Raw genomic sequence first — 24483 nt, 5'->3', positions numbered from 1 at the left:
AATTAGAACATCCTAAACTGCGACAAGATGTCGCAGGGCCATTCAGCTTTATTCCATTTTAATGTAACCAACAGAAGTTTGGGGCAGTGCATTAATTAGCTCATTACTTTTTCATAATAAAAATGTTGTTGTCATTTTGGGTTTGCATATATTGCTCAATAATGGCCCTCGCTCGAAGAAATACAGGCCCAAGATGTAATCTTCGACTCGCTAAACAGTCAATTGTATTAATCCAACCATTGGGCTCGTATTCAACATCTAACTTGACGAGTTTGCCTTCCTCTATGGCTGGTGTAACCATTTCCTCAGGTAGAATCGACCAACCGACTCCTTGTTGAGTCAGTTCATTCATAAGATAATGACTATTGGCATGCCATCGCTGTGAGCTAATCCCATAACTAAACCACAGCTCTTGCCCTGTGTTGGCGCGAAGTACGACCTGCCTGTGCTGACGTAAATCAATGTCTTTAATACGGCGCATTTGGGTTAAAGGGTGACTCGGGGCAGCAAGTGTAATGAATCGAGTGTAACCAATGGTGCTGAAATCAACTTGATCTTGGATTTTCCCGTCTGCATAAACTATTCCCATATGAGCACTACCGTTACTGACGAGCTGGCCAATATCCAGTGTTGATTCTGCGATGATCTCGATATTAGTAATCGGGAACTCATCAGCCAATTTAGCTAATTGGCTCAGTAATGCAGGGCTGATTAAGCTTTCTTCGATAGCAATGATCAATTCGTGTTCATGTTGTAATTCTAAAGAGGCTATCTTTTGATCAAAATGCAGTTGTTGCAGCATGAGGGCTTTCACTGCTGGGAGTAAAGCTTCACCTTCTTTGGTCAGTGATGGCGTATTACCACTACGATCAAATAAGGTTTGATTAATACTCACTTCTAAATTGGAAATTGCTTGGCTAATGCCTGATTGCGCTCGCTGCAGTTTCCTTGCCGCTGCAGAGAAAGAACCGGTATCGCAAACTGTAATGAATATTTTTAGTTGCTCTAAACTGTACATTCAATAATCGCCTCATTGTATAGCATCGCTTCGGAACAGTCATATTAAGCTATCACTTTTAGTGATGGTTGTTAACTTTTGTTAGGTGAATATGCAAGTCATAATCCAACTCGATTTAATTCAGAATCCTATGTGTAAAGTAAGTTGAGGTTGTTATGTCTACAGTAGAGCGCATATTTCATGCTGTGTTGTTTGAGTTTCTTGCCATTATTGGTTCAGTTATTGGTTTGATGATATTTACTGATTATGCGTTAGCCTCCCTTTCAGGAACTATGATAGCTATTGCGACAATAGCCATGGGATGGAATTTCATCTTTAATATTATTTTCGATAAGTTTTACACCGAACCTCGAGAGCAAAGAACTGTCATTCAGCGAATGATTTATATTGGTTTTTTCGAAGCAGGCTTATTAATGCTCACTATCCCCGTAATGGCTTATATTTTAGGGATTTCATTGATAGAGGCATTCTGGCTAGATATCAGTGTGACAGTTTTCATCACTGTTTACGCCTATGTCTATAACTATGCATACGATCATATTCGTGCTCGTGTCATGCTTAATTGCAACACGGTAGCGCTTGATACTCAATAATATCGAGCGCCTACGTAATATTTAGTCAATCAAAGCTGTGCTTGTTTTTGTCATTAATCTGTCTCATTTGTGGGTTAGGTTTATATCCTGGCCTAATCATTATTTGTTAGAAATGGACGAGGTGAATGGCAAAGTTTTCCTTCGAGCACAGTTTTGAAATTGATACTCTCAAAAGATTGATTGCTCAGTATCAAGGTCTATTTCGGCACCAGTCATTATTGGATTTACATTATCGCGGTGAACCATTATCCGTCACAGCTATTGAACTTGGTAAGCAAGATGCACCGTGCCCAACGGTGTTGTTTGTCGGTGGTGTACATGGGGTTGAGCGCATTGGTGCTCAAGTCGTATTAGCTTTTTTGGGCAGTTTGCTGAATCGTCTTTCTTGGGATAGCCATTTACAAGCATTACTAAAAGAAGTGCGTTTAGCATTTGTCCCCGTCGCAAATCCTGTGGGCTTTTTACAAGGTTCACGCAGCAATGGTAATTATGTTGACTTAATGCGTAATGCCCCTATTGATGCAGAAGAAAAAGTGACCTTTTTAGTGGGGGGCCATCGGCTCACTAACAAGCTGCCATGGTATCGGGGGAAGAAGGGGATGGAAGCTGAAACACAAGTTCTGGTGGATTATGTTCACCAATTGCAAGACTCAAGTACCAGTGTTATTGCCTTAGATGCTCATTCAGGTTTTGGTTTGTCAGACCATATTTGGTTTCCGTATGCCCATACGCGTAAACCTTTTGAAGCAATGGGCTATATTTATCACTTAAAGCAATTATTTGATCGCGGTTACCCACATCATGGTCATTACAAACTGGCCCCTCAAAGTCATTTTTATCAAACTCATGGTGATATTTGGGACTATCTTGCTCAAACAAACCCCAGTAGTAATCCCTTTATTCCATTAACGCTTGAGATGGGCTCTTGGGCATGGGTAAAGAAGAATCCTCGGCAAATTTTTAATTTCTCTGGTTATTTTAATCCGCAAAAAACACATCGACACCATCGAATATTACGCCGACACGTGGTATTAATGCAGTTCTTAATTGAAGCGGCTTACGCTAATGTGCTTGAAAACATTAACCAAGCACAATTTGAGCGTTTACAAACTGACGCTGAGCGATACTGGGCTAAAAAGCCTTAAGCATCTTGATAGCAACAGCTTAATTCACAGGCGTAGAAAGGAGTATTCTGATGGCAACTTGGGTGTTATTACGTGGATTAATGCGAGATAGTCGTCATTGGTATGGTTTTGACGCTCAGCTGCGTGATGAAGGAATAGACGTATTAACCCCTGATGCAACTGGCAATGGGACTTTAGCTTCAAAGCCAAGTCATTTAACGATTGGTAATTACACCGATGACATTTGGCAGCAAATTGATAAAGGGCTTAACGATAACCCAGAGTTTAGCCGAGAGTTAGTGATCATTGGCGTGTCGATGGGTGGCATGATTGCTTTAGAGATGGCCAGACAACGCCATAAACAAGTACGTCATGTGGTTTTGATTAACTCCAGTGCCGGGAACTTGTCACCTTGGTATCAGCGTTTTCAATTAAGACCACTAATCAATTCTATTTGGCATCGACATAAAGCTGCAAATCTAAGTTTTATCGAGTCTTGTGTTCTCAATTACACCACAGTAACAAAAGCTGATGACGAAAGTGTTATTAGCGACTGGGGCAATATGCGCAGTCAACTGCACACCAGTATAATTAATGGTGCGAGACAAATTTACGCCGCTGCACGTTATCAATGCACTTGGTTTGGTCATTGCCGTGTGAGCGTTATCGGAGCTAATCAAGACAAATTGGCGAACCCTAAATGCAGTAAAGCATTAGCGGAGTTTTATCATACCCCGTTACTGCAAGTGGAACAGTGCGGTCATGACGCTACACTTGACCACCCTGATCAAATAAGACAATTGATTCAAGATACGATTTCTGAATCGGCATCATAGGTTTTGTTATCCAACACAATGCATATTCGCTTATCAACTCAATCATGCACTGGTCATGTGGGCTAGATAACGTTAAATTAATTTAGATTAGTTATAATCGAGTTTAATCAATGACGGGTGGAAGATGTTGTGCTGACACAAATTTTAGTGACGCTTTTAGTAATAGCCGGTGCTTTTGCGTATTTACGCAGTGGAAGAAGCAGTAAAGTGGCTCGCAGTGAGAAATACATTGCAGCTGATGCTTCACCATTTTTTAGCCGTATTGTTATTTACGCCATGATTGCAGTGTCAATGCTAGCGTCTGCAAGTTACTGGGGCTGGACTTGGTATGATGACAATACTGTTGTTGAGGTCACTATATCTTCTCCAATCGAAGCCATGTCGGCAAGCTACCAAGTACGTAAAAAAGACATTGAAGCCCAGCGAATTACCACTGTTGATGGTATTCAAATTCGTTTATCGAATCAGGAGCGAGTAACCGTTAAAGCCGCTGAAAATCAGTAAGCGATTTAACTTGGTTTACTTAGCTGAGATATAGTATTTGAGATTTAGTAGTTGAGATTTAGTAGTTGAGATTTAGTAGCTGAGATTTAGTCGCTTAGTATTAATAAAGCCACTATTTTAAAAATTTACTTTTCAGCTGAGGAGTAGGAAGCATACAGGTTTCAGATTTACCGAAAATACGGTAACGATTGTGAGCTAAAACACGGTAAAAGTAATCCCGAAATCCAGTGGGTAACACCTTAAATACCCTACATAAAAACCCAAGCCCTGACAGATCTTTAGTTATCTCTAACGCGGCATCACTTCTTAGTAAATACTTTCCCTCTTTTATTAAAATAAACGAATCAAATCCAATATTTTCCAATTGATACTCAGTCATTAACGCTCGCGCGGTTTCACTTTGCATTGGCGTAAAAGCAAACACATCTTTGTGGTCACGTTTAATGATGAAGTTGACTGCGCCATTGCATAGGTTACACACGCCATCAAAGATAATTATGTGCTTTGAGATAAGTGGTTCCTTATGGCGTTCGAGACGGTGATTAAGAAAGGGGAGGGAGCTTGTTAATACGCAAATATTATCATATATCGGCTATCACTTTTTTATAGGTTTAGCTTAATGGTAACTCGCTATTACTTCCCCAATTCAAGCTGCAGTCATAAAGCGTTCAGCTTTTATCTTAGCAATGAATTGGGGATGTTAGATTTAAGCTTTATCAGCAATAACTTCTATTTGAGACAAATCTTTAACTAGAATATGGGTTTGGTAATAATACTTATCGGTTCTTTTCCCTTTAGAGTAAAAGTCGATTTTCTCCCTTTTAGCCTGGCCTTTCACCATGATGGATTTGTCGATGAAAAACGCCTGCGGTGATTGACCGTATTTTGAAGTCAATTGCGCGCTTATCGATGGTGAGAGAGTGACCGTAACACAGCGTTGATCACGGTAATCTAGTTCGGTGTTTAAAAACACGACGCCTCTTCGAGCTGCAGCCGCTTTAATATTGAGTTGATACTCGCCAAGAACACCGCTGGGGGCAGCTGCAGAAGCACTGGCAATAATGCTCATTGTGTTCGAGGTTACTGGTGGAGATTCAATGGATGTAGATTCGTTTGAGGCGCAGCCCGTTGCCATCAATAATATGGCGATGAGTTTAATTTTCACTTTAAGATCCTTCTTAAAAGTAGTGTTTCTATTTTAAATTGAGCGCTAAACCATGGTTTTAGATTATGACTTTTGGCTATGGCTTTAAAACATGACTATATACTATGGCTGTATGTTAAGCACTTACTAGGGATATTTTAGATGTTTCTACGTTAGCATATCATCTTATATAGATAATTATATGACACGATTAATGGGCATTGAAAGCTTAGTACCACCGCCTTTAGCATCACTTACCGGAGTAGGGGTTGTTGTTTGCAGTAAGTTGGTTTTTACTTAAAGGCTCGCGTAAGTTACTTTGCTATTACTTTTCCCTTCTGATTAGTTTCCCACTCCATACAAAACTCGATAAAGGCCTTTAATAGTGGGCTTTGGTATTTATCTTTGTGGATCAATATCCAAAACTCTCTTTGCATGTCTACAGGTACATTTATTTTACTTACTCGCAGGCTCTCTAAAGCATATTGCGCTGCAATATTAGATAAGCAACCAAACCCCAAGCCTGCAGCGACTGAATTAATCAGTGCTTCTGTAGTATTTAGCTCAACACTCGTATGCCAATTCCCTATATGAGGCGCCAGATTTTGCATAAAACAGTCCCTTGAGCCAGAACCTTGTTCCCTTAATACCCAGTGACTGTTATCTAATGAGCTTAACTCAATCATGCTTTTTGCTGCTAAAGGATGATTAGGCGAGCTAATCACACACATCTCATCTTGGCTAAAAGGGATGGCGATAATATCTGGGTGATGGTGCTCACCTTCAATCAGGGCAATGTCTAGCTCAAAATCCACCAGTTTTTGGCAGATATGTGCTGAGTTTGATACGAACAAACTTTGTGATTCATGGTGATATTGCTGCCTGAAAGCACTGAGTATTATGGGGGTTAAATGGTTACCTACAGTGTCACTACTGCCAATACGCAGCTGCCCAGACATGACTTGCTCATCGTTAAACATCAGACTGATATCGCCAAGTCGGTTGATTAACTCATCCGCAAGCGGCAGCAGTTTATGACCCTCCTGATTGAGTATTAAACGATTATTCACTCGATCAAAGAGCGGATGTCCTAACTGCTTTTCAAGTTCAGCTAACCCCATGCTGACGGCAGCTTTTGAGAGAAACAAATGTTCAGCCGCTGCGGTAAGAGTCTTATGTTGAGTGATCGCGCTAAAGACATTCAACTGTTTAAAAGAAATATGCGGGTTCATGGTTGTCTCATTTTAATTGGATCCGGATTGAGGCTTTTATTGAGGTTGGTATTGAGAGTCGTATTAAGGTTAGTAATAACAAATACGTTCAATTTAAATTAACCCATGTTTTAAATTGTTGGATATATATAAACAAATAGCAAGCGTATTATGGCCTTAATTAAACAATTCCTCGCGGTTGATAGCGCAATATCAGGCTAAGCAATCGCAATAATTAACTTGAGGTTATTATGATTCAGAAAGCAAAACTTAGCTTATTAATGGCGCCAACACCAATGGCGGGTCTCGCGTTAGGTATCGCAAGCCTAGGTTGGAGCTGGGAAAGTTTGGCCAATATACATGGGGTAGGTCAATGGCTCAGTGCAGCGATAGCTAGCGTATTATTATTGGTACTGACGTTTAAATTTCTGGTCCATTCTCATACCTTAAAGCAAGATTTAGCGCACCCTGTGGTGGGGAGTGTCGTGCCCACTTTTGCGATGGCAACCATGGTGGTGTCTAACTCGTTAGGCCAATTTTCAGCTATCGCTGGCGATGCATTATGGCTGTTAGGTTTAGTGCTCCATATTGTGTTTTTAGTCAGCTTCTTATATCACCGCGCTAAGGATTTTGAATTACATCACATGGTACCAAGTTGGTTTGTACCACCTGTTGGGATTATCGTTGCTGACGTTTCATTTTCAGGTAACCCTCAATTAGCTTTTTTAGCGCATCTCGCATTAGTGTTTGGTATGTTTGCTTACGCGATTATGTTACCAATGATGATTTATCGTCTTATGTTTACCCATGAAATTCCAGATGCTGCTAAACCGACACTGGCTATTCTTGCCGCACCAGCCAGTTTATCCTTGGCCGGTTACTTAACGGTGACTGCGGATCCTTCTCCAGTGATTATCGCGTTATTGTTCGGCATTGCAGTGTTAATGACCGCAATAATCTACCTGGCATTTTTTAAATTACTGCAATTACCATTTAGCCCTGGTTATGCGGCTTTCACGTTCCCTATGGTGATTGGTGCCACTGCATTATTTAAAATGGTGACCTGGATGGAAAGCATTGGCATGGCAGATGAGTATGTTCAACAAGTTAGGTTACTGGCAGGTGTAGAGTTAACTATAGCCACGGTGGTCGTTGCATATGTGGCTTTTCGATATGCTCACTTCTACCAAGGTGGGACAAAGGTTAGCGTTTAAAAAAACGTTTAAGGCAGGTGTAGCAAAGCCAATCAAAATGAGTCATTGGCTTTGCTGTCATTTACTTTAGCGCTTGTTGGTTTAGCACCACTTGCTTTAATGACTATCCACGAAAGGGTTTATCACTAATTTATGTTCAATTTCAGTTGGTAATAAAGGCGTATGCTTTTGCTTGGCATATTGCTCATAACCATTGCGGTAATAGGGGGACAAGGGATGACCTGATTGACCGCCAGGTATCGACATAATGGCATCTTGCTCAGCCCCAGGTTGCACAATGAAGCGTTGTGAAGCGCCAAAAGATTTACCTTGTACAGCAGGCATAAAGCTATCACCAAAACCTTCAATTGTAGGCATATCTAGCCAACGACTTAATTGCGGCAATTGTTTCGAAAAGGGATGTTGAATGGTCAGTTGGTTGACCTTGCCCCAGCGTAAATCGGTTAGTTTTTTCTTTGGACTATGTTTTTTAAGTAAAGCTGCAGTGGAATCTTGATAAGCCGAGACAGCAAAGGATTGCCAATTAGCATGATTTTTAGGTAGCCATGTTGCTGGTTGCTGGTTCAATATTTGCCACATAGGTGTTTCTAAATAACGCTTGATAGCCGATAAGCCACTACTACGCTGTTTCAGCTCAGTTTCAATAGGGGCAAAGGTTTGATCGATTAACGCAGTTCTAAATTTTCTAACGAGGGTATAACCCACAGAGTCTGCACAGGCACACTCGCCCCAACTGGAAATATGTTTAATATCTTCAGCAAATAACACAGGTTGCTCACTGAGCACCGAAAGTAAATATTGCTGCCAAGGCGCTAAAAATCGCGCTTCATTATCCAGTTGTAACTGATAAAAATCATCTTCAGTAAAGTTATTATTAGCCAGTAATTTGTCGCGGATTTGCGCGGCGCGAGCGCCAAGGGCATAGCCGCCATCGCCATATCTTAATTGCGCTTCAGCAGATAAAACTCTTGAATTAGCAGTCCAGATACGATGATTGTCAGGATTAATCATTTCAGGCATTACCGCTTGTTGTTGCTGCCAATTATCTTGTTGATAACCATTAGTGGATTGGGCGGTATCGGAAGGATTATCACGCGCAGGAACTGCTCCTGCGATTTTCCAGCCGGCGTTCCCTTGAGCATCTGCTAACAGCATATTTTGCGCAGGAATGCCGATTTGTGTAGCCAACTCCGTTGCTTGCTCAACACTTTGTGCATTCTCTAAAGATAACAATGCCATGTTAACGGCATAATCAGTATGTCCTACCCAAGATAAGGCATAGTCGATACCGGCAACAGTTTTGACAGGGCCATATTTGGATACTTGAACGGTATAATTAACCTGGCCTTCGGGTAAATCAATGGGTTCGTACTCAAGTTCTATTTCAGTGTCTGAGCTGATCTCTATCCAATCTGCAGTATCGATATAACTGTTGGTAAAGCCCCAAGCTAACTTTCCGTTAGAGCCAACAACAATGGCGGGTGCGCCAGGCAGAGATACCCCTGTAATTTGCTTCATGTTATTTGATTTATCTGCATCTGAGCGATGAGTGTTAGGGTAGTTGAGTTGAGCGCGATACCAAATAATCGGCACAGCAAAAGATAAGTGCATGTCATCAGATAACATGGCGCGACCAGTACCTGTTAATTGGCTAGTCACTGCCCAGTTATTACTGCCCACTTCTACTGGCTCTTCAATATCCTGATTTATCGCGCTAATGAGAATTTGTTCTTCAAGTTGTGGAATACTGCCTTGGTAAAGCGCTATTTGGCTATTATCTAATGCTGCTTGATGATGACTAGGCTGGATTAAAAATGCGAGCATATCATTGCCAAAAGCTTGCTGTAATTGGGTTAATGCCATATCGCGTTTGATCGTGTTGCCTTGCAAATCTAGGTACATGCTGTAAATCACTAACAAACTGTCTGTTTCATGCCACTCACGGGGAGATGAATTTGTTAAAAGATATTCAAATGACAATACCGTTTGGTCGGCAAGCGCTTGGTTAACGCCTTTTGTGTATGCCGTTAAAGAGGCTTTATCTTGCTCAGGAAGTTGTTCAAAAATATGTTGGGCACGTTTTCTAAGCTGATGAAAACGGCGACTCTTATCTAGGTCTAATGCAGCTTTACCGAAGATTTCAGAAAGTTCGCCCGCTGAGTTTCTACGCAGTAAATCCATTTGAAAAAAACGGTCTTGGCTATGGGCGTAGCCGATGGCGTAAGAGGCATCAATGCGACTATTAGCCGTTATGATTGCTGTACCTAAGGTATCACGCTCAATGGTGACTGGTGCTGAAATATCTTCACTGGTAATAGTGTTGGATAGACTTGGCATACTCAGCCTTAACACGCAGTATACGGCTAAAATAATGGCTGAAGAAAACAAAAGCAGCGAGGCAAGTGTGTATTTGGTTATCTTGGATTGTAAAACCTTATTAAGGCTGACTGACATGTTTAATTACCCATTGGAGTGACCTGCCTATCATAACCAAGGTTATTGAAATGTTAAAAGTAGTTTTTGAAGTTTTACAGATAAAAGCAAATAAAAATGAATCAGTTAGCTCTGCATCGCTGAGTTTGAGCTAACTGCACTTGTTTGGAGTTGGCTTAAATTAGGTTTATTGATTGATTTTGGCTTTAAATTTCGCCTTGGTGTCATCATTAGCTTTGTTATACCAGTAATCAAGCATTTCGCCGATTTCGGCTTGATCTTCAGCAATGGTTTTAGGTTTAACGGCAAGGTTTGGTGTGACAGGTTCAGCTGGATGATTGATAGATGGAGCTGAGGCCGCCGCACTTGCGGCAATAGGTGCTACTGCTACCTGAGCGACAGGTGCGAAACGTGGCACTGAAGCAATGTGGCTAGCTTGATTGTAGGCAATCATTTCTTCTGGGTAATCGCGACCAATTTGTAAGCCAGCTTTAATCAAAGCTTCACTTTGAAAAGCAACAGTACTTCCCTGCTTGTTGGTGAGAGTCATACTGGGGGTTTTATTGAACTTGTTGGCTGCGTTTTTATTGCGAATTGTTGGCAACGTTAACTCATATTGGTCATTCTGAGCATTAAACGTTAACACTACAGCATTGGAGTTAAATTGGGTTTGCATGCCATTATCGCGATAGTTGACCACATAATTAAATACAATTTGGTTTTCACCTTCAGTAAGCTTTATATCTCTATCACCGCTATAAACTTGGCCATTGAGCACTTTAACTTCAACACTTGTTGGGAGCTCTAACACGCTGGCAGCATATGCTAATGGAGTAAGGGTTAATAGTAATAGGCTAAAAAATAAGGATTTTGAGTTCATTTTATTCTCATTAGAGCTAAGGGCCGCTTCATAACACTGATTGCTGCGACTTTGATGTTTATGGGATTACCTGCATTCACGAACAGCCAAGTATGCAAGATTAAGTTATAGCAAACCTAACAAGAGTTACATAATGCAGAGGACTTGTTTTTAATTGATCAAGCCTTGTTGCTAACCCATTAAGCCTAACTTTTGATAATCAAAGAACTTACGGTGTTCAACACCTGCTAAATTGGTATTTACTTTGTTTGGGTGTTTATACTCGCCCCAGCTTGCCACATGGCTGCCGACATTTAATACAGGGAAATCTGTAGTGTTATTGTCAGCAATGACGTTGTCACTGACACCAATAAAGCGCAATAAAATGTGTAAGCTATTTGGCTCATTAAGCTTAATCGTCAGTAAATCATCTCTGTCAGCAAAGTAACGGTACACAGCTTGCTGATGAGATAAATAACATTGCTTTAAACGAGCCTCGTCCAGTAAGTCGTCGGCACTTAAATCGCCGAAAGTCTGCTTAAAACACCGCTTCAAAATGGGGTGAAAGGTACCTGTTTTATCGGCCAGATTAGGCGCCATCTTTGTCAGCAGCATTTGAATTGAATTAATCCAAGGCTGTATAGGACGATTGATATAGATGAATTTGGCTCCAGGGAAAATCTTATCTAATTGCGGGTAATCACAAAAACAAGGCACATCAGAAACCACATCAGCCACTTCAAAGGCTTTTTTAGTTAGCCCAATATGTGCAACCTTAAAACCATGCTCTAACAAGGCGACACTGACGCTGGTGGTACCTGTTCTTGGAAGGCCGATAATAAAAACTTTATTCATAGAAGCTAGATACAGCCTTAAATTGGTGTGAGTGCTTAGATTCAACTATTTCTTTTAAATAATTTGTGCAATTTAAGTGCGGTATAAGACTTTAATCACATGCCAACCGAATTTAGTTTTAACAAGGTGTGGGGTGATGAGTTCACCTGTAAAACAAACTTTGTCGAACGGTGGCACCATTTGACCTTTTTTGAACTCACCGAGGTTACCGCCACTTTTACCAGAAGGGCATGAAGAATGCTTTTTGGCGAGTACGTCAAACTTAGCGCCTTTTTCTAGTTGCTTGATTAAATCTTCAGCTTGCTGTCTATGTTTAACTAAAATGTGCAATGCAGCCGCAGTTCTGGCCATGTTGATACTCTCCAATAATATAGCCGCTAATTATAACGTGAATCATAACTTGCAAGCCAGAGTGGCAGTTGGGGGCGATGATGATTTTTTGTGATTAATCTGAGTTTATATAGCTTACGTATTCGTTATAACAGCGTGATATGGGTTAATATGAAGGATGAATTTTTGCAAACTAGCACGTTAATATGCTCGTTTAAGAGCCCTAATTAAGCCCGCTGATTGAGAGAACCTGATGATGACAGCCTCCGCAAGATTGATTTATGTTTATGATCCTATGTGCAGTTGGTGTTGGGGCTATAAACCTACCTTACTTGCATTAAAAACCCAGTTAATCGAACTGTTCCCAACCCTTGCAATTGACTATAAAGTGGGTGGTTTAGCGCCTGATTCAGATATGCCGATGCCAGCAGAAATGCAGCAGTTTTTAGCTCAAACATGGCATAAAATTGCCCAGCAACTCGGTACGGAGTTTAATCATGCTTTTTGGCAAGAGTGTCAACCAAGGCGTTCAACTTATCCAGCTTGTCGAGCGTGTATAGTTGCTAGAGAATTTGCTCTTGAGTCAGAAATGATGCTTGCGATTCAACAGGCTTATTACTTACAGGCAAAGAACCCATCAGATCTTGATACGCTTATTGAAGCAGCAGAAAGTGTAGGTATTGATAAAACGGTTTTTGTTGAACGTTTATCGTCAGCAGAAATAGCACAAGCATTTATGAAAGAATTGGATTTTGTGCATCAATTACCGATTAGAGGTTTTCCATCATTGGTATTGCAAGTGAATGGACAAAATATCGGGTTACCCTTGGATTACCATGATCCTCAAACGACGATAGATGCGATAACTAAGGCCTTATAATGAATAAGAAGATTAGCTAACTCAAGAATACCATCTGTGTTGGTCTCTATATGGACTTTAGGGTATTAACAAATTACAGATATAAAAAAACCAGCTGAGCGATCAACTGGTTTTTATTCTCTTTCAGAGAGGTTAACGCTTGATTTAGTGAACTAGCTTGGCCAAATCTGGTAAATGGTCAATCTGCATTAAGCAGTGCTTAAATCAAGATTAAAGGACTTAAATACCCAAGGGTATTAGTCTACACCGTGACAATCAGCACATTCAGTGATTGTTAAATCTGGTGTATGTAGATCAGCATCTAATTCGTGCGCATCAGCAAAGCTGTGACAATCATTACACGTTTCGATGTTTGCTTCCATTTCAGCATGTTCTTCAACATTGATTGCTTCGTGACAATCAACACAATCAACAGCAAAAGCAGAACTTGCAAACATAAGTGCAGCAATCATAGCTAAATATTTCATAGTAACTCCATCATCAGTTAAGGGGCGTTATCGCCCATGCTAGGTGTTAAACCTGAGCAATTCGCGCTGACTCAATGACCGCATCTCTTAATGCAAATAAATCCGTTACTTTATAACTAAGGACACTGAATATTGGTTAGCACATTTTAATTTAGTATTCGTAATGCAATGTTAAGCAGAAGAGTGAACTCTTAAACTTAAATTACTCTACCTACGATACCATCTTATTGATTTATGTTAATTAAAACTTAAAAGAGCGCTTAAAGCCACTTTTTTACATCTTCTAGCATAGTTAAATTTCAAGGTTGTGATCTGCTTAATAAAATTCTTAAACTTTAAAATGTGTTTTGAGGCTCGTATCTAAGCATCAATTATCTGTTTATGTGCAGTATATTGTCACTAAGATGAACCCAAGATGAACGAATTGTTATTGTTGAAATTACAAGCTTTGAAATTACAGACAATGAAATTACAGGCTTAGAAATTCCAGACTTTTGAATTTTCGGGCTTTTGAATTTACAGGCAAGAAATCACAGACATTGAAACTCTTGGTTGTGAAATCCATTACGACTATATAGTTGACTCAGGAGTTCATGCTGCTGATACTTTGATCCACTCGTTTGGTAATGGCTGCATCAAATCGCTGACTTGCTCTGGGGTATTGTTGAGCCAACTGCTAATGGCTGTTGAGGGGATAAATAGCGGCATGCGGTGATGATATTGGGCGCACTTATCATTAGGTTTAATGGTTAAGGTGACTAATTGTTGGAGATCTGGATAAATGACACCAGCCATGAATAAAGGTTTATTAGCCGCATGGGAAAAGCGGTACTTTTGCTTTTTCGCTTGGCCTTCATCGCGCCATTCAAACCAGCCACTACATGGGATCAGGCATCGATGTTGATTAAAAGCCTCGGCAAATGTGGGTTTGTCTGCGACAGTTTCAGCTTGGGCATTAATGATGAGTTTTTTGGACCATTCAGGTTGTATCCCCCAACTTTGCTGAGTAGCAATAAGCTTACCATTTGTAGAACTCAGCACTGTAACTGGATCTGTCGGCCTTAAATCAAGATTCGTTTGAATACTCAATGGCTGGTCAAATAGTGGATCGAGTAGTCCTTTCATGCCATCAAGTAAGACCTCCAACCTGCCACACATAATGTGTCCCTTCCATTTCAGTTCTTGAACAATATTGTCCCGTTAACGTTAGCATTATAAAACTATTTTTTGAGATTATTTTCATAAAAAAAGTCTCGTTAATTGGTCAATTTTTATAAAAATTCAAACGAGCGTATAAATTTTTGAATTATTTTTATCTTCAGCGTACACGTGTAAGTTCATGAATTGGCAATAATTATTTTTAACGATGGCTTTGTTACTGTAAATATTAGCTTTATTTGCCAATTAGAATATTTGATCTAATTTAATTTTTGTGACGTAATGCACACTATTATTCTGGTCTGATGAGTGTAGAACTATGAGCATAAGAACAACATTTAAGAAAGTATTGCCGAGTATTTCAACGACTGAACAAGAAGCATTAGATGCGGGCGATGTTTGGTTAGAAGGATCAATTTATCAAGGTATTCCTGATTTTGCTGCATTACGTGATATTCCCAATGCAACCTTATCGCTTGATGAGCAAGCTTTCTTAGATGGCCCTGTGCAGACATTGATTGAAATGGTCGATGATTTTGATATTCAAAATGGTAAGCACTTGCCAGATGATGTACTGACTTTTCTAAAAGAGAATAAGTTTTTCTCGCTGATTATTCCAAAGTCTTACGGTGGATTAGAGTTTAGTCCTTATGCTAACTCAACTATCGTTGCGACTATTGCTGCTAAAAGTTCTGCAGTGGCAGTTACTGTAATGGTGCCTAACTCGCTAGGTCCTGGCGAATTGTTAATGCATTACGGTTTAGAGAACCAACGTAACTTCTGGTTACCTCGTTTAGCTAATGGTTTAGAAATTCCATGTTTTGCACTGACTAGCCCAGAAGCTGGTAGTGATGCTGGTGGTATTCCTGATATCGGTACCGTCACTATGGGAGAATACGAAGGTAAAGAAGTGCTTGGCCTTTCAGTGACATGGGACAAACGTTATATCACTCTAGCGCCTATTGCGACGGTACTAGGGCTTGCATTTAAAGTCGAAGATCCACAAGGTTTGTTGGGCGGAAAAGAGCAACTGGGTATTACTTGTGCGCTTATTCCAAAATCACATCCTGGTGTACAACTTGGTAACCGTCATGATCCTATGGGCTGTCGTTTCTATAACGGTACGACTCGTGGTGAAAACGTGTTTATCCCTATGGACTTCATCATTGGCGGTCAAGAGAAAATTGGCCGCGGCTGGCAGATGCTGGTTAGCTGTTTAGGTGCAGGCCGTGGTATTTCATTACCTGCATTAGGTGTATCAGTCAGTCAGTGTTCATTTAAGTCTTCTGCGGAATACGCTGCAGTACGTGAGCAGTTTGGTTTATCAATTGGTAAGTTTGAAGGTATTCAGGAGAAGCTGGCTGATATCGCAGGTAAAACTTACCTACAAGAAGCCATGCGCGTATTGACTACTGAAGGCTTAGGTCTTGGCTTAAAGCCATCAGTGGTAACGGCGATTGCCAAATACCATATGACAGAGTTAGGTCGTGATATTCTTGATTCAGCTATGGATATTCAAGCGGGTAAAGCGATTCAGCGCGGTCCACAAAATACCTTAGCGTCAGGTTATGTGGCTCAGCCAATTGCGATTACAGTTGAAGGTGCCAACATCCTTACCCGTAACCTAATGATATTTGGTCAAGGTGTGATGCGTTGTCATCCACATTTACAAAGCATGGTTGAGTCTATTCATAGTGACGCCAGTGATGCTGATAAAACCTTTAATCGTATCTTCAGACAAACAATTGGTTACAGTGTTGGTAATAGCTTGCGTGCATTTAAATTGGGTCTTTTACCCTTTACTGCACCTGCGCAATCATCATTACCTGAAGTCATAGGTTACGAAAAATCTGTACATAAATTGGCATCAAAATTAGCCGTTTATGCTGACTTCTCGCTACTTGTATTAGGCGGAAAACTAAAGCAAGCAGAAATGCTGTCAGCTCGTTTAGGTGACGTAATGAGCTACCTGTATGCAGCAATGGCATCGATTCGTTTTTACGAGCAGAAAGTGTCAGCTAGTGAGCGTAGCCAAGCAAAACCGTATTTTGAGTACGCGACTCGTTGGTCTTTATGTAAAGCTGAAGAAGCCATATTGGCATTTTTAGAGAACTTCCCGTCTAAGCCTACGCGTCAGTTTATGCGTTTAATCACCATGACTTACTCAGGTAAAATGGTAAAAGTGAATGATGATTTGGTGCGTGAATTAGCAGAGCAAGCTCAACTTGATACTGCATTTAAAAAGCAATTAACACACTTGATTAAACCGGTAGCTGGTGATGGTAATTACATTAATGAGCAAGCTTATCTCGCTAAAATGGCTTGTTTACCACTGTTGTCAAAAGTGAAAAAATCACTTAAACAGCGTGTATTTAAAGCGGGTGTTCGCTTCTCAATTACGCTTGATAATGCACTTCAAGCTAATGTCATTACAGTGGATGAGCACAAGCAATTACAAGACTATAATCTAAAACGTGAGCGAGCGATTCGAGTTGATGAGTTTGATTTTGATTTGAATCTAATCTCAGACAAAGCAAACTTAAAAATCGCTAACTAAAGATAAATTTAAGTTTCTTACTGTTTAAGATGTTTACTGTTTAAGTCGCTTACTGTTTAAGTAAACCAATTTAAAAGGCCGCTATTAAGCGGCCTTTTTGTATTTAAAAAGAAATGGAACTAACAAAATATATAATTAGTTCGAATTTTAAGCAGATCACAGATTGAACAAAATTTTACCTTATAGGTATTTCATTAGGTGAAAATTTGAGCTTGGCAGCATTTTTCTTAGCTTAGTTTGGTAAATAATAAAGTACTTATTACTAGGGCCTGTTGAACTTTCAAGGTTGTTTTTGCAGCGAATTGTTGGTCATTTATACAAGGCAGAGACTTTGTGGTGTAGTTATTCTACATAAAAAGTCGATAACGCAGTAAAAATGACCAACAAACGCTGCCCGAAGGGGTCGACTAAAAGCGTTTTACTCTTTGTTGAATACATCTTTGTAAATAAAAGGTGCTTAGATGACTAGGCATCAATTCATCCGCCTTGATTAAAACGCTTTTATTTCGAACGAAACTTAACCGGCAAAGATCAACTGGCCCTGAACTAGGAGGCAAAATGGCACGATTATCTTTGATGGTAAACGTAATTGTGATGTGTTTACTTCCTGGGTTTTCACACGCTGCAGATATCATTATTGGTGGAACTGTGGGTTATCAAACTCACAGTACTTCATCTTATTCAGGTTTATCTAGCAGTGAAGAACGGGGGATTAATTATCAAATAAGAAATAGTGTCGACATTGGTGATGCGAGTCGCTTATACGGAACGTATTCTTTTAACTCTGATGACATGACGTATCATGAAGGTGTGCTTATTTCTTATGATAAATTATTTTTTCTAGAGCCATCGAATCAAGTGAGTTGGTTTATTGGTGCATCAGTAGGGCTAAGCGGTCATGAGTTTCAAATCACAGATATAGATCAAACTTACTATGATTCAAATAGTTGCTATGTATTTGGCGCTCAGACAGGATTAATGTTTGATTTTGGTAATGCATTTACATCTGAATTGGGATTTCGCTATTTGAAGCATAATGATACTTCTTCAGTTCAAAACCTAGGGGCGGTTTCTCAGTCTGTAAATGATGCGGAGCAAGTGTATTGGGGAGTCGACTTGAGCTTTTGAGAAGGATTTAAAGTATCAATTTATCTTAAGAAAAATAAAAGGCTGCCACGAATATGTCGGACAGCCTAATTATAGTAATGTGATTATATTAGCAATTAAGATGCTTTAATCGCGTTACCTTCAGAATCTTTAAAACTACCGACTGCAATCATGATGAAGTCGATTAATGTCCAAATACCTAAACCACCTAAAGTAAGTAGCATTAAGATACCAGTACCGATTTTACCTGTGTAAAAGCGGTGCACACCTAAAGAGCCCAAAAAGAAGCATAAAAGTAGTGTTGGTACGAAACCTTTTTCGCTTAATTGAACAGGTGTTTCTGCTGTTTGAACTTCTGACATAATAAATCCTTTAATTATATTTTTTGTCCTGGATAGGTAATTAATTTACCTTTCCCGTCTCTGTAGCTTCCAACAAGAAGCATAAATGTCACTACAACAGTGTGTATAACATCAATAAGAATAAGACCTGCACCTATGAGGGTGAGCGTAACATCTCCAAACTGTATTAGGATAATGCCAACAATGGCTAACGTTAAATCGAAAAAACCATGTAAAACTCTGCCACAATAAAAATGGTGAATTCCTAAAACGCCAAAAATACCCGATAAAATAACCGCAGTAGCGTATTTTTTATCAGACTTGACTGATTCAGTCACTTTCAACCTCCTTGATGAAAATCTTAAATCTTTTATATAGCAAAGAGTTAGCTTAATCAATTACAAATGTTAAATTTAACTTAAGAATGTGTCTCAGATCTTATCGTTAAGGTGCTCGAGTGTGGCTTTTCAGCGAGTATTGAAATTGAGATTTGTATATTGAATATGAAATTTTATTTTATATTCAATGTTTTAATGGTTTGGTAAATGAAAGGGTTATTGTAATTATTGTTTTAATTAGGCATGTTAAGACTTGGTTAAAAATGACAGCTTTGGCAATGGGCATAAGGGAATCAAATGTTGACAAGAACACAACACGATACGAGACATGACAGTTTAACAAAGCGCTTAGGCTATTCATCAATAGCGATACTAGTTTGCGCAATATCTCCCTTTGTAAACGCAGCTGATTATAAGGTTATTCATGCCGGTGAGCTGTTAACCGTTGCCAGTGAAAAACCATTGCAGCAATACTCATTGATCATTAGAGATGACAAAATTACTGAAGTAAAAAAGGGCTATGTCACTTTATCAAAAGATAAGGTAATAGCGACTGATACCGTTGAATATATAGATTTAAAAGACAGTTTTGTCATGCCAGGTTTGATGGATATGCATGTGCATTTACAAGGTGAAATAGGGCCTAAAAATGACAGTGAAGCGCTTCGGATGTCAGATGCAGATGTGGCAATGAGAAGTGCATATTTTGCAAATAAGACCTTACAGGCAGGCTTTACTACAGTACGTGATTTAGGCGCCAAACCAGAACAAATTTATGCACTGCGTGACGCAATCAATAAGGGCTGGTTGCCTGGTCCAAGAATTGTTGCATCAGGCGGTGTGTCGGTCACAGGTGGTCATGGAGATGTGGACGGTAAAAGCCCAGATTTATTGGATATGCTGACCTCTAAAACCATTTGTGATGGCCCTTTTGATTGTCGCCGCGCGACTCGCCGTGCAATTAAATATGGTGCAGATGTCATTAAAATAACCTCAACAGGTGGGGTGTTGTCTGATACCAATACTGGTACAGGTCAGCAAATGGCCAATGATGAATTAAAAGAAGTGATTGATGCCGCTCACGCATTAGGGCGCAAGGTTGCCAGTCATGCTCATGCGGCTGAAGGTATTAATGCTGCGCTACGGGCGGGTGTTGATAGCATTGAACACGGCAGTTATGCCAATAAAGAGTCAATTAAATTATTTAAAAAGTCTGGAGCTTATTTAGTTCCGACTTTATTGGCTGGTGATACTGTAGTGCAAATGGCGAACTCGAAAGGCAACTTTATGTCTGATGCGATTAAAGCGAAAGCGATTCGTGTGGGTAATGACATGCAAAACAACTTTGGCAATGCGTATAAAAAAGGCGTAAAGATTGCTTTTGGAACTGACAGCGGTGTGTCTCGTCATGGTGATAACGCTAGAGAAGCGGTACTGATGTCTCAAGCAGGTATGTCGAACAAAGATATTTTAATTTCTGCCACCATTAATGGGGCTGACTTAGTGGGGATGTCAGAATCAATCGGCACCTTAGAGCAAGGTAAACAAGCTGATGTTATCGCGATGAAAGTGAGTCCATTAACCCAAATCGATGCATTACTTGATGTGCAGTTTGTGATGAAGTCTGGCGCTATTCATAAACGATAAATCAGTCGTGTGGATGGAGGTTAAGCTGACTTAATCATGAGTCAGCTTAATCTATCCGCGAAGAGTCTAATTTGATTAATACCATTCAATAATTGGCGTTAAACAGCTTACTCGACCCAATGTAAAACATCTTTGATGACCGACCAACGAGGCTTTTTAGGTTGGGCATTTTCACCTAAAATCCAATAGCCATAAAGTGTGTCGACATAACCTGAGGATTGTTGGATGGATAACCAACTGTTTAAGAAGGTATGCAGCGAGTGATTACCTTTAGCTACAGCGTATGAAGCTGGGAAGGATTTAATTTCTTCACGGTTATACATGGCAGTATATTCGGGGTATAAAATCGTCCATGTTTTGCCAGCTTCTAAACTAATTAATAAAGCATCATAGTTTTCACCATCATCTTCAAAGAATAACTTGTCTGAGTCGATAGAGCTAAATTCAACATTATCAAACTTTTCTTGAATGTGCGGAATGATGGAGTAGTCACCGACAGAGGCCACTCTCACCTTTTCAGCTTCATGGATTAATTGATCAGTTTTAAATTCATCAGCTCGGTAATCCTTCACGACAAAGGCGTAGTGTAAATCGAGTACGGGATTAGTGAAATCGACAAAACCAATACGGAAGGTAGTCATTTGTAGCCCCGAAATGGTGATATCAAATAAGCCACTGTTGATCCCATCCAGCACATTGGCTGAGTTATAAGGAATGAATGCCACTTTAATTTCAAGTTCAGCGGCAAGTTTTCGCATCATTTCAATATCAAACCCCACAAGATCCTGACCAGCATTGTAGTAGGAAAAAGGCACTTGAACAGGGTTATAGCCAACGCGTAATAGCCCGCTTTGTTTTATTTGCTCTATGGTTCGTGGGCCATTCACTTCAAGTTCTTCTGACCAGTTAAAAGCCGTGATTTCTTCAGGCACTTCTGCAGCAGAGCTCATTTGAGCAACAACTTCATCCATGTTGTATTCAGTATCAACGATACTACTCAATACCCAACTGGTGCCTAGCAGCGTGATACCGAAAACAACAGGGGTAATGGCACTACAAAGAATGAGTCGCTTCATGCTGATTTTAGCAATACCTGCCAGCATGGCTGTGCCACCGATGGCGAGAATAAATATATTCATTGCGGCTAATAGCGAAGTAAATCGACTGGTGAACAAACTAGACACCATATAAAGCTGGAATAGATCAGATGATAATTCTAATGAGTCAAGAAGCATCGGAATAGTCAGATAGACACTACCAAATAAGCTAATCAGCCCGTTAACAGACATAGGCAAATAACTGAGGAAATCGAGTTCTTTACCTGAAAACCAAGCAGCAAATAACACAAATACAATGGTGAGGAGCTTACCTAAATTAGGAAAGCTAAAGACCACAGGGATAATGATATTGGCGTAATCATCGGTTTGCTCATCACCGATATTGTACTTATGGAATAGCTCTTTAGTGCGTTGAATGAGTAAAGGTAAAATAATGAAAATATTACCTGCCGCAAATGCAGTGATCATCGCGTCTTTAGCAATACCAGTAATGTCTCGGTAGGAAAATGGGGTGATCACCATAATGATTGCCGGTAACACCCAATAGGTCAAAATCACCGTCATTACCACATGAGCGACAAAGTACACCTGCAATTTTTGAAACTCGTCAAAATCCATGGTGCCAGCGGTGGCCGCTGTCATGGCGAAAATGCCAATGGGCATGAGCATCACAATGCTTTGTGTGACCTTATTAAAAGACTCACCTAATAATTGCAAAGGACGCATCAAAGACTCTTTGTCTTTAATCGAAATAAGCGCGATGCCTGTGGCGACACAAAATAATACAATGGCTGGGATGTAACTATTCGATAATGAAAAAAATGGGTTAGATGGGATATATAAGTCTAATAAATTGACTGAATTAGGGTCTTGGAGCGCAGTTAAGCTAAAGAACTCTCCCGCTTGCCACTCAGGAAATGTGTATTTGATCAAATACATACTGAGCAAACCCAATAGCCAAATGACTAGCATCAATTTACCCACTTTAACGCCCAGAGATTTTGCTTGCTCTAAGGTTAAACTGCCTAAACTCGAAATAAGCGACACGATAATATAAGGGATGATAGTCATCTGCAGAAGCTTGATAAAAGCATCACCAATTACAGACATCCACGCGAGCATTTCGCCAAAAAATAGTCCTGCAATGATGCCGCCAGCAAAGGAGAGTAACACCCAACTCGACATGCTGAGTTTGTTCTTTTTAGGTTCTTTATTGGCGGGCGAAACCGCCTGTGCTTGCTCTGGGCTTTGTGCAGTATTATTAGTGGGATCTGTTTTATCATTGTCTGGTGTGGCCGTTGCCATATGAATCCTTTTATATGCTCTATTTCGCGAATGGTGCTATTGCTATTGCTATTGCTATTGCTATTGCTTGCGACTAATACACTAACCGAATGAGTTAGCTGCAACTAACAAGCTGTTGCGCTTGGCCATGAGTCGCGAGTGTTTGGTGGTAGCAATCGACATACTGATTAACTTTAATTTCAGTATTAAAGTGCTGAATCGCTCTTGCACGCCCAGCTTTTCCAAGTTGCTGTTGGTACTGGTTATCAGCAAAAATCTTGCTAATGGTGCTAGCCATACTTTGCGCATCTTCAGGTGGATGCATAAAGCCAGTTACACCTTCTTCGACGACCTCAGGAATGCCATCAACATTGCTACTAACCGTTGGCACCCCACAGGACATTGCCTCTAGAATAACCATACAGAAAGACTCGCGGTAACTTGGCTGAATTAAACAGTCTGCATTAGCAATATAGCGTTCTACCTTGTTCACTGAACCAGTAAAACGGACTCTATCTAAGATGTTGAGTTGACTACATTGCTGTTTAATTTTTTCGATATCCGGACCGCTACCAACCAGCACTAGCCTGACTTTTTCATCGCAGTGTAATTGACTAAAAGCATTAACAACGGTTTGGGTGTTTTTTAGCGGCCTGAAATTTGAAACGTGCATTAAGATTTTTTCGTCATCATTTGCCAATGTTCGTCTTAGGTTTTGGTCAACTAACTCTGGGGTAAAATCATTGGCATCAATAAAGTTATGCACCACATTAATGGGTTGGTTTATTTCAAACTCTTGTTGAATATAGTGGCGCTGGAAATTGGATACTGTCGTTAATAAGGTACTTTGATTCATGCTGAAGGTATTTAAACGTTTTATCGCATTATCTTGACCGACAATCGTGACATCAGTTCCGTGAATAGTGGTAACAATCGGGAATGAATATTGGCAGATATTACTGGCTAGAAATGCACATAAAGAGTGAGGAATAGAATAATGAGCGTGGATCAAATGTAATTGATATTGTTCGACGACTTCGACAATTTTGGCGGTTAACGAATAGGTATGTAGTGGGCCTTCAAATAAAGGATAATTTACTTCGTCTACTTCATGAAAGTAAACATTACTATAATTTTGGATAAGCTTAAATGGCCGTTTATGGGCAATAAAATGCACTTCATGACCTAATTTTGCTAAGCCAATACCCAACTGAGTGGCCACTAACCCAGAACCACCAATACTTGGGTGACAGACAATACCTATGCGTAACTTATTCATCATTTTTCACTCGTATCCTTACTAGCGTGCTCAGCGCAATGAAATGGCAATTATGAATAATAATCGTAATGTTATTTTTAGGTTAACTTTTTGAATATTGCAATATTTTTCTATCTAACTGTATTGGGCATCTGTTCAGCGAGATAATGACAATGCACTATGCACTATGCACTATTCACTATTCACTATTCACTATTCACTATTCACTATTCACTATTCACTATTCACTATTCACTATTCACTATT

23 protein-coding genes are annotated in these 24483 nt (G+C 40.0%); 9 read left to right on the top strand and 14 right to left on the bottom strand.

All coding sequences use genetic code 11. The features are described 5' to 3' along the window. Positions 1-103 precede the first annotated feature (103 nt). The gene (locus Q4600_RS07680) at positions 104-1018 is read right to left on the bottom strand and encodes a LysR family transcriptional regulator (protein WP_102528128.1); all 915 of its coding nucleotides are present in this window, start codon (positions 1016-1018) and stop codon (positions 104-106) included. Between the two features lie 155 nt (positions 1019-1173). Here Q4600_RS07680 and Q4600_RS07675 point away from each other — a divergent pair, with 155 nt between their 5' ends. The 4 genes from Q4600_RS07675 (at position 1174) to Q4600_RS07660 (ending at position 4075) form a co-directional block, all read left to right on the top strand. Beyond that, positions 1174-1611 carry a PACE efflux transporter gene (locus tag Q4600_RS07675; RefSeq protein ID WP_303514938.1) on the top strand — a complete coding sequence of 146 codons (438 nt, stop codon included), beginning with the start codon at positions 1174-1176 and terminating at the stop codon, positions 1609-1611. A gap of 125 nt (positions 1612-1736) precedes the next feature. After that, entirely contained in the window at positions 1737-2756 is a 1020-nt protein-coding gene (locus Q4600_RS07670; RefSeq protein WP_303514936.1) for a M14 family zinc carboxypeptidase, read from the top strand. A 50-nt stretch (positions 2757-2806) separates the two neighbouring features. Then, on the top strand, positions 2807-3571 hold the full coding sequence (locus tag Q4600_RS07665; RefSeq protein ID WP_303514933.1) for an alpha/beta fold hydrolase: 765 nt from the start codon (positions 2807-2809) through the stop codon (positions 3569-3571). Between the two features lie 129 nt (positions 3572-3700). Beyond that, entirely contained in the window at positions 3701-4075 is a 375-nt protein-coding gene (locus Q4600_RS07660; protein WP_303514927.1) for a hypothetical protein, read from the top strand. Positions 4076-4187: 112 nt separating this feature from the next. Here Q4600_RS07660 and Q4600_RS07655 read toward each other — a convergent pair whose 3' ends face one another. The 3 genes from Q4600_RS07655 to Q4600_RS07645 form a co-directional block, all read right to left on the bottom strand. Continuing rightward, entirely contained in the window at positions 4188-4568 is a 381-nt protein-coding gene (locus tag Q4600_RS07655) for a thiol-disulfide oxidoreductase DCC family protein (protein WP_303515322.1), read from the bottom strand. A 213-nt stretch (positions 4569-4781) separates the two neighbouring features. After that, the gene (locus tag Q4600_RS07650; RefSeq protein ID WP_303514925.1) at positions 4782-5240 is read right to left on the bottom strand and encodes a hypothetical protein; all 459 of its coding nucleotides are present in this window, start codon (positions 5238-5240) and stop codon (positions 4782-4784) included. A gap of 293 nt (positions 5241-5533) precedes the next feature. Further along, positions 5534-6451, bottom strand: coding sequence for a LysR substrate-binding domain-containing protein (locus Q4600_RS07645; protein WP_303514922.1), 918 nt, complete (start codon positions 6449-6451; stop codon positions 5534-5536). A 230-nt stretch (positions 6452-6681) separates the two neighbouring features. On the opposite strand from Q4600_RS07645, the gene Q4600_RS07640 reads away from it, so the two are divergent. Further along, positions 6682-7644, top strand: coding sequence for a TDT family transporter (locus Q4600_RS07640; protein WP_303514919.1), 963 nt, complete (start codon positions 6682-6684; stop codon positions 7642-7644). Positions 7645-7740: 96 nt separating this feature from the next. Here Q4600_RS07640 and Q4600_RS07635 read toward each other — a convergent pair whose 3' ends face one another. The 4 genes from Q4600_RS07635 to Q4600_RS07620 form a co-directional block, all read right to left on the bottom strand. After that, on the bottom strand, positions 7741-9981 hold the full coding sequence (locus Q4600_RS07635) for a penicillin acylase family protein (protein WP_368501624.1): 2241 nt from the start codon (positions 9979-9981) through the stop codon (positions 7741-7743). A 283-nt stretch (positions 9982-10264) separates the two neighbouring features. Continuing rightward, entirely contained in the window at positions 10265-10957 is a 693-nt protein-coding gene (locus Q4600_RS07630) for a DUF2057 domain-containing protein (RefSeq protein ID WP_303514914.1), read from the bottom strand. Between the two features lie 171 nt (positions 10958-11128). Next, positions 11129-11791 carry a sulfotransferase family protein gene (locus Q4600_RS07625; protein WP_303514911.1) on the bottom strand — a complete coding sequence of 221 codons (663 nt, stop codon included), beginning with the start codon at positions 11789-11791 and terminating at the stop codon, positions 11129-11131. Positions 11792-11863: 72 nt separating this feature from the next. Then, positions 11864-12142, bottom strand: coding sequence for a peptidylprolyl isomerase (locus Q4600_RS07620; protein WP_102528118.1), 279 nt, complete (start codon positions 12140-12142; stop codon positions 11864-11866). 232 nt (positions 12143-12374) lie between these two features. On the opposite strand from Q4600_RS07620, the gene Q4600_RS07615 reads away from it, so the two are divergent. Continuing rightward, on the top strand, positions 12375-13001 hold the full coding sequence (locus tag Q4600_RS07615) for a DsbA family protein (protein WP_248954374.1): 627 nt from the start codon (positions 12375-12377) through the stop codon (positions 12999-13001). Positions 13002-13237: 236 nt separating this feature from the next. On the opposite strand, the gene Q4600_RS07610 is transcribed toward Q4600_RS07615, so the two are convergent. Next, positions 13238-13468, bottom strand: a complete 231-nt coding sequence (locus Q4600_RS07610; RefSeq protein WP_102528117.1) for a cytochrome c3 family protein — start codon at positions 13466-13468, stop codon at positions 13238-13240. Between the two features lie 591 nt (positions 13469-14059). Further along, positions 14060-14626, bottom strand: coding sequence for an SOS response-associated peptidase (locus Q4600_RS07605; RefSeq protein ID WP_102528116.1), 567 nt, complete (start codon positions 14624-14626; stop codon positions 14060-14062). Positions 14627-14945: 319 nt separating this feature from the next. On the opposite strand from Q4600_RS07605, the gene Q4600_RS07600 reads away from it, so the two are divergent. Both Q4600_RS07600 and Q4600_RS07595 read left to right on the top strand, forming a co-directional pair. Next, on the top strand, positions 14946-17183 hold the full coding sequence (locus Q4600_RS07600; RefSeq protein WP_303514905.1) for an acyl-CoA dehydrogenase: 2238 nt from the start codon (positions 14946-14948) through the stop codon (positions 17181-17183). A 558-nt stretch (positions 17184-17741) separates the two neighbouring features. After that, the gene (locus Q4600_RS07595; protein ID WP_303514903.1) at positions 17742-18311 is read left to right on the top strand and encodes a hypothetical protein; all 570 of its coding nucleotides are present in this window, start codon (positions 17742-17744) and stop codon (positions 18309-18311) included. A 95-nt stretch (positions 18312-18406) separates the two neighbouring features. Here the strand turns inward: Q4600_RS07595 and Q4600_RS07590 are convergent, their stop codons facing one another. Next, the gene (locus Q4600_RS07590) at positions 18407-18652 is read right to left on the bottom strand and encodes a TM2 domain-containing protein (protein WP_102528113.1); all 246 of its coding nucleotides are present in this window, start codon (positions 18650-18652) and stop codon (positions 18407-18409) included. A gap of 14 nt (positions 18653-18666) precedes the next feature. Next, positions 18667-18969 carry an NINE protein gene (locus Q4600_RS07585; protein ID WP_102528112.1) on the bottom strand — a complete coding sequence of 101 codons (303 nt, stop codon included), beginning with the start codon at positions 18967-18969 and terminating at the stop codon, positions 18667-18669. A gap of 297 nt (positions 18970-19266) precedes the next feature. Here Q4600_RS07585 and Q4600_RS07580 point away from each other — a divergent pair, with 297 nt between their 5' ends. After that, a complete protein-coding gene (locus Q4600_RS07580) occupies positions 19267-20616 on the top strand; it encodes an amidohydrolase family protein (protein WP_303514899.1) in 1350 nt (449 codons plus the stop codon). 107 nt (positions 20617-20723) lie between these two features. Here Q4600_RS07580 and Q4600_RS07575 read toward each other — a convergent pair whose 3' ends face one another. Together Q4600_RS07575 and bshA are read right to left on the bottom strand one after the other, a co-directional pair. Beyond that, the gene (locus Q4600_RS07575) at positions 20724-22979 is read right to left on the bottom strand and encodes a cation:dicarboxylase symporter family transporter (protein WP_303514896.1); all 2256 of its coding nucleotides are present in this window, start codon (positions 22977-22979) and stop codon (positions 20724-20726) included. 94 nt (positions 22980-23073) lie between these two features. After that, entirely contained in the window at positions 23074-24240 is a 1167-nt protein-coding gene (bshA, locus tag Q4600_RS07570) for an N-acetyl-alpha-D-glucosaminyl L-malate synthase BshA (protein ID WP_303514893.1), read from the bottom strand. Between the last annotated feature and the right edge of the window lie 243 nt (positions 24241-24483).

The organism is Shewanella sp. 2_MG-2023 (genome assembly GCF_030548905.1).
Lineage (GTDB): Bacteria > Pseudomonadota > Gammaproteobacteria > Enterobacterales > Shewanellaceae > Shewanella > Shewanella electrodiphila.
Note: the sequence above shows the minus strand (reverse complement) of the source record. Positions and strands in the feature narration are given on the sequence as shown.